Here is a 10,724-nt window from a genome sequence, read left to right on the forward strand (position 1 = left end):
GGGCCATCCAGCCACCCGCGAACCCACCCTCCCGTATGCCGGGAGGGTGGGTTCATCCGTGCGACAGGCGGTTCCGCTCACGGTCGAGCGGCGAACCGCTCGATCAGCTCGGTGGGTCCGCTCACGATGAGCATGTGGTGCGCCGAGATCTTCGTCTGCGGGACGGCGTACGTGAAGTCCTCGCCGGGAGCCTTGACGCCCACGATCGTGACGCCGTACTTGCGGCGCACCTGGCTCTGTTCGAGCGTGAAACCGATGGTCTCGCTCGGCGGCTTGAGCTTGACGATGGCGAAGCCGTCGTCGAACTCGATGTAGTCGAGCATCTTGCCGTTGACGAGGTGGGCCACCCGGCGACCCGAGTCGGCCTCGGGAGAGATGACGTGGTGCACGCCGATGCGGTCGAGGATGCGCTTGTGCTCCGGCGACATCGCCTTGGCCCAGATCGACGGCACCCCTGCGTCGACGAGGTTTGCGGCGGCGAGCACCGACGACTCCACCGACGAGCCGATGCCGACGATCGCGATCTTCGGCTCGGCGTCGCGGATCATGTCGAGGCCCGAGGCGTGCGACAGGTCCGCGTGCACGACCTTCGCCACCTTGTTGACGTAGCTCTCGGCGATCGCGTTGTCGCGCTCGACGGCGATGACCCGGTGCCCGAGACGGGTCAGCTCGAGCGCGACGGCAGAGCCGAAGCGTCCCAGCCCGATGACGATCACGTCGTCGTCGAAGAGCCGGTTGCGGCCCATGGGTTGTACCTCCGTCGTCGGTGGCGCGTTTCCGCGATAGCGTCTCAATCATGCCAACTCAGGCCAGGGTCGTCTGGGACTCCTCCTTCACGAGGTACAACTTCGGCCCCACGCACCCGATGGCACCGGTGCGCCTCGACCTGACGGCACGGCTCTGCGACGCACTCGGTGTCTTCGACGTCGACGGCGTCGAGGTCGTCGGCGCCGACGAGGCCACCGACGATCTGCTGGCCACGATCCACGACCGCGACTACCTCGCCGCCGTCAAGGCCGCGTCCGCCGACCCCCGTTCGGCCGACGAGGCCTATGGCCTCGGCACTGACGACGACCCCGCCTTCGAGGGCATGCACGAGGCGAGCTCACGCGTGGTCCAGGGCACCGTCGACAGCTGTCGCGCCGTCTGGGAAGGCACCGCCGCCCACGCCGTGAACTTCACCGGCGGCCTGCACCACGCCATGCGAGGAGCCGCCAGCGGCTTCTGCGTGTACAACGACATCGCCGTCGGCATCCAGTGGCTGCTCGACCACGGCGCCGAACGCGTCGCCTACGTCGACGTCGACGTCCACCACGGCGACGGCGTCGAACGCATCTTCTGGGACGACCCGCGCGTGCTGACCATCTCCGTCCACGAGACCGGCCGCGCACTCTTCCCCGGCACCGGGTGGCCCGGCGACGTCGGCGGCAAGGACGCCGAAGGCACCGCAGTGAACGTCGCACTCCCGCCCGGGCTCTCCGACGCCGGGTGGCTCCGCGCCATCCATGCCGTCGCCGTCCCCGTCGTCCGCGCCTTCAAACCCGACGTCCTCGTCACCCAGCACGGCTGCGACACCCACACCGAAGACCCCCTCGCGCACTTCGCCGTCACCGTCGACGCCCAACGAGCCGCCGCCGACGCCATGCACCGCCTCGCCCACGAGGTCTGCGACGGGCGCTGGGTCGCGCTCGGTGGAGGCGGCTACGAGGTCGTCGGCGTCGTGCCCCGCACCTGGACCCACCTCACCGCGATCGCCGCCCACGCCCCCATCAAGACCACCACCCCGATCCCCGAGGACTGGCGCGCCCACGTCGAGCACGTCTTCGGACGCCCCGGACCACGCCGCATGGGCGACCTCACCGCCGAGGACGGCCCCCTCTGGTGGCGCTCCTGGGAGATGGGCTACGACCCTGGCAGCGAGGTCGACCGCGCCGTCATGGCCACCCGCACCGCCGTCTTCCCCCTCCACGGGCTCGACATCCACTTCGACTGAATTGTTGGCGCCTGCTTCGCCCGGCGCGTGCCGCTTCGCCCCTGAGCCGTCGTTTTCCTCCGCTCCGCTCGCTCGTTCCTCGCTCGCTCCGCTTCGTCCAGACGACGCCGGCGCCGCGGCGGCCTGCGGGTTGAAACTGCGACTCGCTTCGCTGCGTCCAGGCGACGCCGGCGCCGCGGCGATAACCGTTTGGTCGACAGCAGTGTGAGCGCCTAGCCTTGTCCCACGGCGATGACGGGCCTGACGATCCTGAGCCGAGCACGACCAGAGGCCGCCCGCGATCCGCGGCGGCGAAGGTGTGGTGGCACAGCGACATTCCCCATCGCCCACACCTCCGGGGCATCAACCCTCTGGAGGTGAACGGAATGCAACCAACCCAACCCACGACCCTTGCTCCGCGCGTGCTCGCGCGGGACCTGGGCTCCGTCGAGCCCGGCAGCCATGCCACCCTCGCCGGCTGGGTCCACCGACGGCGCGTGCTCGCGAGCGTCACGTTCCTCGTGCTGCGCGACCGCTCGGGCCTGGCGCAGGTCGTCGTCAAGGACGAGGAGACCATCGCGCAGCTCGCCGGGCTGCCCGAGGAGACGGTCGTCGAGGTGACCGGCAGCGTGTCGGCCAACGCGAGCGCACCCGGCGGCGCCGAGCTCGTCGAACCGACCGTCACGCCCCTCACCGAGCCGGCAGCCGCACCACCGGTCGAGCTGTGGCGTCCGACCTTCGGCGCCGGACTGCCCACCCACCTCGACCACGCCGCCGTCACGCTGCGGCACCCGAGGCACCGCGCCGCCTGGCAGATCGCGAGCGCCTCGATGCGCGGATTCCGTTCTGCGCTGGGCTCGCTCGAGTTCACGGAGATCGCCACGCCGAAACTCGTCGGCACGGCCACCGAGTCGGGCGCCAACGTCTTCACCGTCGACTACTTCGGCCGCACCGCCTACCTCGCGCAGAGCCCGCAGCTCTACAAGCAGATGCTCGTCGGGGTCTTCGAGCGCGTCTTCGAGGTCGGCCCGGTCTTCCGCGCCGAACCGCACGACACGGTGCGCCACCTCGCGCAGTACACCTCGCTCGACGCCGAGCTCGGCTTCATCCGCGACCACCATGACGTGCTGGCCGTCCTGCGCGCCGCGGTCGCCGGCATGGTCGAGGGCATCACCACCTATGCCGGTGACGCCGCTGCTCTCCTGGGCGTCGAGCTGCCGCAGGTGCCCGACGAGTTCCCCGTCATCCACTTCAGCGACGCCCTCGCGAGGGTCGGGGCCGACCCCGACGAGCCCGACCTCAGCCCGGCGCACGAGCGCGCCCTCGGGGAGTGGGCGCGGGCGGCATACGGCTCGGACTTCCTTGCGGTGGAGGGCTATCCGATGGGCAAGCGGCCGTTCTACACCCACCCGCAGCCGGGCGACGAGCGGTGGAGCAACAGCTTCGACCTGCTCTTCCGCGGCCTCGAGCTGACGACGGGCGGGCAGCGGCTGCACCGGCCGTCGGACTACGCCGCCGCCATGGCGCGCACCGGCACCGACCCGGCGGTGCTGGCCGGCTACCTCGACGCCTTCGCGCACGGCATGCCTCCGCATGGCGGCTTCGCGATCGGTCTGGAAAGGTGGGTCGCGCGCCTCACGGGCGCCGAGAACGTGCGCGAGGTGACGCTCTTCCCGCGTGACCTGCACCGCCTGGAGCCGTGACGGGTGACCGCACAGCCGGGAGATCCACAGGGGTCCCACCGGCGTGTCGAGTTGCATCGCGACGATTCGTTACACGGTTCGCTTCCCCTCCAGTCACATCTGCCCCTAGTGTTGCTTCTTGCACCTGCGTGAAGTTTCGCCGGAGGGGAAGCCGTCGACGCGCGGGTGCGACCCACCTGAAGATCGGGGTAACACATGTCGAATGAGCGTCAGCTCGCCGAGGTGCGGTTCCTAACCGTCGCCGAGGTCGCCTCGATCATGCGCGTGTCGAAGATGACGGTCTACCGGCTCGTCCACGGCGGAGACCTTCCGGCCGTACGCGTCGGCCGCTCCTTCCGGGTTCCGGAGGACGCGGTGCACAAGTACCTGCAGACGTCCTACATCGACACCGCGTGAGCACAGCGTGACACCCGCGTCACGGCGCACCCGAGGGGGCGGCCCCGACCACCCGGTCGGGCCGCCCCCTCGGCGTTCCCGCAGGTGGGCAGGCTGCGACGTCGACGTTCCTTTTTGGGTCAGAGGCCCCGTACGCGCTACGCTGTGGAGCCTGTTCGGCTCGTGAAGTTCGACCGGCCTCTCGGAGGTGTGTCGACGCAGGTCGGCATCAGCTCAGTCAGAGACAAGTCGCACGACAAGGACAAACATGGGTTCTGTCATCAAGAAGCGCCGCAAGCGGATGGCGAAGAAGAAGCACCGCAAGCTGCTGCGCAAGACGCGCCACCAGCGCCGCAACAAGAAGTGACCTGAGTTCTCAGGTCTCGGCGGATCGCCCCGCACGCTCTCGACCCTCACCGACGGTGGGGGTCGTTCGCGTTTCCGGACCGGTCCCGCGGGCGCGCCCACGCGTCCGGGCCCGGCTTCCGGTGCGAGACGCTCGCCACATCCACGCTCCGAGGCCGTACGCAAGCCGTCTGGGCGACAACCCATCGGTAGGCTGCACCAGACGGTAGGGGCCGACGACAGGAGGACGTGATGGCAAAGGTCGTCCTCGTGACGGGGGTGTCCCGCTACCTCGGCGGGCTCTACGCCCGCCGGTTGTCGGCCGACCCGTCCATCGAGCGGATCCTCGGCGTCGACGTCGTGCCCCCGAAGCACTCGATCGGACGAGCCGAGTTCGTGCGGGCCGACATCCGCAACCCGATGATCGGGCGCATCATGGCCCAGGCCTCGGTCGACACGGTCGTGCACATGAACGTCATCGCGACGCCCAAGGACTCCGGCGGGCGGGTGACGCAGAAGGAGATCAACGTCATCGGCACGATGCAGCTGCTCGCTGCCTGCCAGAAGTCCGAGTCGGTGACGCGCCTCGTCGTCAAGTCGTCCGCCGCCGTCTACGGCTCCTCGCCGCGTGACCCGGCCATGTTCAGCGAGGACATGAACCCCAAGACGCTGCCGCGCACCGGGTTCGGCAAGGACTCCGTCGAGGTCGAGGGCTACGTGCGCGGGTTCTCGCGCCGCCGGCCCGACGTCGAGATCACCATGCTGCGCTTCGCCAATGTCGTCGGCCCGAGCATCCACACCGCCATCACCGACTACTTCTCGCTGCCCGTCGTGCCCGTGCCACTCGGCTTCGACGCCCGGTTCCAGTTCGTCCACGAGGACGACGCGACCGCGGCCATGATCCTCGCCACCACCGGACCCGCCGTGGGCATCGTCAACGTCGCCGGCGACGGCTTCCTCACGGTGACGCAGTGCACGGCCATCGCCCGTCGCCCGATCCTGCCGCTGCCGCTCCCGGCTGCCGGTCTCATCGGCAACCTCGTGAAGCGCAGCGGCCTCGCCGACTTCTCGTCGGACCAGCTGACCTTCCTCGCCTTCGGCCGGGGCCTCGACACTCACCGGATGCGGTCGGTCTTCGGCTTCGAACCGCACTACACGACCCGGTCCGCCTTCGAGGACTACGCCAGCCACCTGCGCCCCGCCGTGCCCGGCGTCGAGGGCGTCGGTGACGTCGTCAGCGATGCCGCCGGCGGCACCGCGGCCGCCATCGCCCGAGTCTTCGACAGGATCCAGCCGTGACCACCGAGCCCACCGACCAGACGCGGCAGGCGGGGAACGCCGCACCGGCCACGCCCGAGGGGCAGGCGACGGAGACGGCGACGCCGGCGGACATCGCCGCCAAGCCCACCGCTGCGAAGAAGGCCGCTGTCAAGAAGGCTGCCGTGAAGAAGGCTGCCGTGAAGAAGGCTGTCGTGAAGAAGGCTGCGGCCAAGCAGCCCGCTGTGCGGAAGTCCGCGTCGAAAGCAACGTCGAAGTCCGCGTCCAAGTCTGCGTCCAAGAAGCCCCCGTCGAAGACGTCGACGGCCACGCGCACTGCTGCGGTCAAGGCAGCGGGCGGCACCCCCGCCGAGAAGGTCTCGGCCCCTACGACGGCCGCCACGAAGGCGTCCGCGCGCGAGGCGTCACAGCCGCGCTCGGGCGGCGCGTTCGCAGCGGGCGCAGCGCGGGCCTCGGGCGAGCGCCGACGTCGCAGCGGCACGCCGCTGCTGCCGACGCAGCCCGTCGAGGTGAGCCACGCTCGGCACCGGTCCGTCGGTGCGGCCAGCACGACCCCTCCGGACGAGCCGGTCGAGGTCGCCGACACCCCGGTCTCCGTCGACGCTCCGGGCGAGCAGCCCGACGACTCGTCGCTCGGCACGACCGCCACCAGCGACGTCCCCGCCGCCGCAGCGGCCAGTCCGTCGACCGGCGGTGCGGGCCGTCGCCCGCGCACGAGCGAGCCGGCCGACACGCCGACCACCCCGACCGCCCCGACCGCCCCGACCACCCCGACCACCCCGACCACTCGGGCCAGGCCGAGCCGGGCCTCGATGCGCTCGACGCGGCGCACCGCGAACGGTGAGCCGACGCGGTTGCGGGCCGTGCCACGCGTGCCCGAGCCCGCCGCGACCCCGGGCGACGCGGGCGCCCCCGGAGCCGGGCGGCATACGCAAGCAGGCGGTGACGGCTGGGAGCACGCGCTGACCTCGGGGCTGCAGTCGCGGGCCGAGAAGCTCGTGGGCGCGGTGCTCGAGGGTGCCGAGTTCACGTCCGAGTCCCGCCCCGGACCCGCCGAGCTCGTCGAGCTGGCCATCAACGTGCTGCGCGCCGCGGCGACGTCGGCCGGGGTGCCGGCGGAGGACGTCGAGCGCCAGGTCGCCGAGACGCTGGCCTACCTCAGGCGGCGGCTGTCGGGCGACTACGTCGTCGACGAGTTCGGCTTCGACGAGGACTACACGATCAACGTCCACCTGCCCCTGCTGCGACCGCTCTACAAGAAGTGGTTCCGGGTCGAGGTGCGTGGCATCGAGAACATCCCCGACGAGGGCGGCGCCCTCGTCGTCGGCAACCACTCGGGCACGGTCGCCATGGACTCGCTCATGACGCAGGTCGCCGTCTACGACGAGCACCCGAAGAAGCGACACCTGCGCATGCTGGGGGCCGACCTCGTCTTCCAGATGCCCTTCATCGGCACCATGGCGCGCCGGTCGGGAACCACCCTGGCGGCCAACACCGACGCCGAGCGCCTGCTCGCGGGCGGTTCGCTCGTCGGCGTCTGGCCCGAGGGGTTCAAGGGGGTCGGCAAGCCGTTCAGCGAGCGCTACAAGCTGCAGCGCTTCGGCCGCGGTGGCTTCGTGTCGGCGGCCCTGCGCGCCGGCGTGCCGATCGTGCCGGTGTCGATCGTCGGTGCCGAGGAGATCTACCCGATCCTCGGCAACATGCCGGCCGTCGCGCGGCTGCTGGGGCTGCCGTACGCGCCGATCACGCCGACGTTCCCGCTTCTCGGCCCGCTCGGCATGGTGCCGCTGCCGAGCAAGTGGCTCATCGAGTTCGGGCCGCCGATCGACACGTCGGCCTTCGGGCCGGAGGCCGCCGACGACCCGATGCTCGTCTTCGACCTCACCGACCAGGTGCGCGAGACCATCCAGCAGACGCTCTACAGCCTGCTCATGCAGCGCAAGTCCGTCTTCCTCTGACCCGGCCCACCCGGCCCACCCGACCCCTCGCCCGGGGCGGAGCCGAGATGGCGCTCAGGGCAGCGGCTGGAGGGGGAGCGTCGTCGACGGCAGCAGCGGCAGCGCGGGCGGCGTGACGACGACCGTCGGCACCGGGATCGTCGCGCCGGGCAGCGTGATGCCGCCCCCGCCGACCCTGATGGTCGTGCTCGAGACCCCCACGCGGGGGATGCTCACGGTCGCGCCCGGCAGCGTGACGCCGCCACCACCGAGCCTGCCCGACGTGCTGTTGACGCCGGCGCCCGGCAGGTTGATGGTGCCGCCGGGCAGCGTGACGCCGCCGGTGACGCCGGCACCGCCGCCCGGGAGCGGCACGGACGGAAGCGGAGCGCTCGGCAGGCCGCCCCCGGGGAGGGTCGCGGACGGCAGCTGCGGCCGGGGGAGCGAGACCGAGGGCCGCGGCGCCGTGCTCGAGGGTCGCGGCGTCGCCGTGGCGCCCGGACGGGTCGTCACGAGGCCGCTGAGCAGCTGCTTCGCCTGGTCGGCGCGGTCGCCGCACACGGTGCACGAGGCGAGGTCGCGAAGCGTGGCCACCTGGCTGGCACCCAGCAGGTCACGCAGCCGCTGCCAGGCGGGGAGGGAGGCGGCCGGCACGCGCGGTCGCATCGCGTCGACCTGCGGGATCGCCCGGGTGTAGAAGTCGGACAGCTCCGTGAGGGCGTCGGCCCGACCATCGGTGCGGTAGGCCTCGAGCAGGATCGTCTGCGCGCGCCGCGTGGCGTCGGCGGCGGAGTCGTAGGCCGTGTCGAGGTCGTGCGTCGAGGGCTCGCCGCGGTCGATGAGGCTGCGGGCGTCGCCGATGTGCTCCTGCGCCTGGGCGAGGTAGGTGAGCCCCTGCTCGTAGCGCGAGCCGGCCAGCTGGACGGCCGCCCGGTCGAGGAGCTGCTTGACGCCGTAGAGCGCGTCGCCGGGCACCGCGGACCTCGAGGCGAACCCGAGCGCGCCGCCGATGACCAGCACCGCCGCAGCGGCGGCGGCCAGGAACTTCAGCGGCCGTGCCGCGACCCGAAGCACCGAGACGGTGCCGCCGGTTCCTGGACGTGCGGAGTCGGAGGAGCGCTCGGTGGCACCGGGGACACCGGGGGCACCGGACACACCGGGGGCACCAGGGGCACCGGGGGCATCCGGAGTGCCCTCGGCGGAGGAGGGCTCGGCGTCGGTGTCGGAATCGCCCGGGGCCACAGGCACGATCGGGACGACCGTCGTCGCGTCGTCGGCGAGGAGCCTGGCGCGCAGGTCGGTCACGAACTCGGCTCGCGGCGCGAGGCCGGCCTGGTCGACGGACTGGACGGCGTGGAGCACGGCGACGAGCTCGAGGATGCCGGGGTCGGAGATCCGCTCGCCGTCGAGGGCGCGCTGCAGCAGCTCGCCGTCGGCATTCGCGCCGAGGTCCATGTCCCCTCCTTCGTCTGTCGTCTGCTGGTCGTTGGTCGGTCAGCCGTTCTGGCTGGTCTGGCTGGTCTGGCTGGGGCGCCGGGTCTCGCCCGTCAGGGCGTCGGGGGTCCCGGCAGGCGCCCAGTGGCCCGACGGGGCGCCACGGGACGGCATACGGCGAGGGGTGGGTGGTGCAGGTTGCTCGTCAGGGACTCCAGCACCGTCGTCGCTGTCATGGAGCCGCCTGCGTTCACGCGATCCGCGGTCGCGCCGGTCGGCGCGCCGAGCGTCGGTCCGGGCCCACACGCACCGTCCCTACGCCGTGAGAACGACGCGGGTGGCAGTGGGGTTACGGGGTTCACAGCTCGACTCCCTCGAGCGCCTTGCGCAGGGCCCGCGTGGCGCGCAGCTGGAGCTGCTTGACGGCACCTTCGGACTTGCCGATGACCTTGGCGGTGTCGGCGAGGCTGAGGCCCTGGAGGAAGCGCAGGGTGATGCACTCGGCCTGGTCGGGGCCGAGTCCCCTGATCGCCTCGACGAGCCGCTCGTCGCGCAGCCGGGTGAGCACCTCGGCGTCGGGGGCATCGACCCGCTCGTCGGCGTCGCGCATGTCGGCCGTCGCGACCTCGAAGCGGAACTTCGCCGACTTCACGTGGTCGGCGATGAGGTTGCGGGCGATGGTGACGAACCACGCCGCGATGTCCTTGCCCTGCCACGTGAAGGAGTCGATGCGCCGCATGGCGCGCAGGAAGGTCTCGGAGGTGAGGTCCTCGGCGAGCGAACGGTTGGCCACGCGTACGAGCACGTAGCGGAAGACGGTGTCGACGTAGCTGTCGTAGAGCTGGGCGAAGGCCTCCTTGTCGCCGCCCTGGGCCAGCTCGACGAGTGCGGCGATCCGGGCCTGCTCGGCCGCGTCGCGCTCGGGGTGGGGGCGTCGGGGACCGAGCGATCCGAGGGGCGTCGGCCCGACGTCGACGTGCGCGGCGCTCTCGTTGGCGAGGGAGGCCCACAGCGCGTCGAGCGCGGAACGCCAGGAGGGCAGCGTCGGCGTGAGACCAGAGGTGAACGCGGGGGAGAGGGCGGGCGTGAGGGCAGGCGTCACCGACACCATCGCCGGGAGCGTCCGCGGCGCGGTTACAGGGGCAGGTCGGCGGGCCGACGTCCTGTTCGAGCGCATTGGAGACAGTCTGGCGGAAGCGGGCCCCATCTGGGAGATCGATCGGCATTTGTGGCGCATGACCTACTCACCGGTACGCGTTCGCCCCACCAGTCCCGGCAGGTGTCGACGGCACGGCCGTCCGCGCCGCGCGCGCCTAGAGTGCGCGCCTAGAGTGGTCGCATGACGATCCAGCAGCCCGATGCCGGGGGTGCGCCACGGGTGGTCCTGCTCGGACGCCCCGGCTGTCACCTGTGCGAGGAGGCCCGTGAGGTCGTGGCTCGCGTCACCTCCGAGCTCGGCGTGGCCTGGTCGGAGCAGTCGATCGACGACGACCCCGACCTGCTGCGCCGTTACGCCGAGCAGATCCCGGTGACCTTCGTCGACGGGCGACGTCACGAGTTCTGGCGGGTCGACGAGGCCCGCCTGCGCGCTGCCCTCCGCTGAGCCGGGCGGGCGGCCGGGCCCGCGGACGGCGACCTGCCTCGAGGGCGCGTCCCATGCCGTGGTAAGTCCCCGAAAGT

The 10,724-nt window shown here is 71.7% G+C and carries 11 protein-coding genes; 7 read left to right on the top strand and 4 right to left on the bottom strand.

What is annotated here, in order from left to right; genetic code table 11:
• Positions 1 to 77 precede the first annotated feature (77 nt).
• Positions 78 to 746, bottom strand: coding sequence for a potassium channel family protein (locus ACYVNR_RS15775; RefSeq protein ID WP_045187082.1), 669 nt, complete (start codon positions 744 to 746; stop codon positions 78 to 80).
• 50 nt (positions 747 to 796) lie between these two features.
• On the opposite strand from ACYVNR_RS15775, the gene ACYVNR_RS15780 reads away from it, so the two are divergent.
• From ACYVNR_RS15780 to ACYVNR_RS15805, 6 genes are all read left to right on the top strand, one after another.
• Entirely contained in the window at positions 797 to 1,993 is a 1,197-nt protein-coding gene (locus ACYVNR_RS15780; protein ID WP_045187079.1) for an acetoin utilization protein AcuC, read from the top strand.
• A gap of 401 nt (positions 1,994 to 2,394) precedes the next feature.
• Entirely contained in the window at positions 2,395 to 3,675 is a 1,281-nt protein-coding gene (aspS, locus tag ACYVNR_RS15785) for an aspartate--tRNA(Asn) ligase (protein WP_461049223.1), read from the top strand.
• 195 nt (positions 3,676 to 3,870) lie between these two features.
• A complete protein-coding gene (locus ACYVNR_RS15790; RefSeq protein WP_020145054.1) occupies positions 3,871 to 4,071 on the top strand; it encodes a helix-turn-helix domain-containing protein in 201 nt (66 codons plus the stop codon).
• Between the two features lie 247 nt (positions 4,072 to 4,318).
• Positions 4,319 to 4,417 carry a 30S ribosomal protein bS22 gene (locus ACYVNR_RS15795; RefSeq protein WP_003792170.1) on the top strand — a complete coding sequence of 33 codons (99 nt, stop codon included), beginning with the start codon at positions 4,319 to 4,321 and terminating at the stop codon, positions 4,415 to 4,417.
• A gap of 230 nt (positions 4,418 to 4,647) precedes the next feature.
• Positions 4,648 to 5,694 carry an NAD-dependent epimerase/dehydratase family protein gene (locus tag ACYVNR_RS15800; protein ID WP_045187071.1) on the top strand — a complete coding sequence of 349 codons (1,047 nt, stop codon included), beginning with the start codon at positions 4,648 to 4,650 and terminating at the stop codon, positions 5,692 to 5,694.
• A complete protein-coding gene (locus tag ACYVNR_RS15805) occupies positions 5,691 to 7,631 on the top strand; it encodes a lysophospholipid acyltransferase family protein (protein ID WP_461049225.1) in 1,941 nt (646 codons plus the stop codon). The genes ACYVNR_RS15800 and ACYVNR_RS15805 overlap by 4 nt, the downstream gene beginning before the upstream one ends.
• Before the next feature lie 54 nt (positions 7,632 to 7,685).
• On the opposite strand, the gene ACYVNR_RS15810 is transcribed toward ACYVNR_RS15805, so the two are convergent.
• From ACYVNR_RS15810 to ACYVNR_RS15820, 3 genes are all read right to left on the bottom strand, one after another.
• Positions 7,686 to 9,065, bottom strand: coding sequence for a DUF5667 domain-containing protein (locus tag ACYVNR_RS15810; protein ID WP_461049227.1), 1,380 nt, complete (start codon positions 9,063 to 9,065; stop codon positions 7,686 to 7,688).
• A gap of 92 nt (positions 9,066 to 9,157) precedes the next feature.
• Positions 9,158 to 9,280 carry a hypothetical protein gene (locus tag ACYVNR_RS15815; RefSeq protein WP_461049229.1) on the bottom strand — a complete coding sequence of 41 codons (123 nt, stop codon included), beginning with the start codon at positions 9,278 to 9,280 and terminating at the stop codon, positions 9,158 to 9,160.
• Between the two features lie 122 nt (positions 9,281 to 9,402).
• Positions 9,403 to 10,155, bottom strand: coding sequence for an RNA polymerase sigma factor (locus ACYVNR_RS15820; protein ID WP_461049231.1), 753 nt, complete (start codon positions 10,153 to 10,155; stop codon positions 9,403 to 9,405).
• Positions 10,156 to 10,383: 228 nt separating this feature from the next.
• Between ACYVNR_RS15820 and ACYVNR_RS15825 the strand changes: the two genes are divergently transcribed.
• Positions 10,384 to 10,647 carry a glutaredoxin family protein gene (locus ACYVNR_RS15825; protein WP_045187063.1) on the top strand — a complete coding sequence of 88 codons (264 nt, stop codon included), beginning with the start codon at positions 10,384 to 10,386 and terminating at the stop codon, positions 10,645 to 10,647.
• Positions 10,648 to 10,724: the final 77 nt, after the last annotated feature.

The sequence above is a fragment of the Terrabacter koreensis genome (assembly GCF_054783315.1).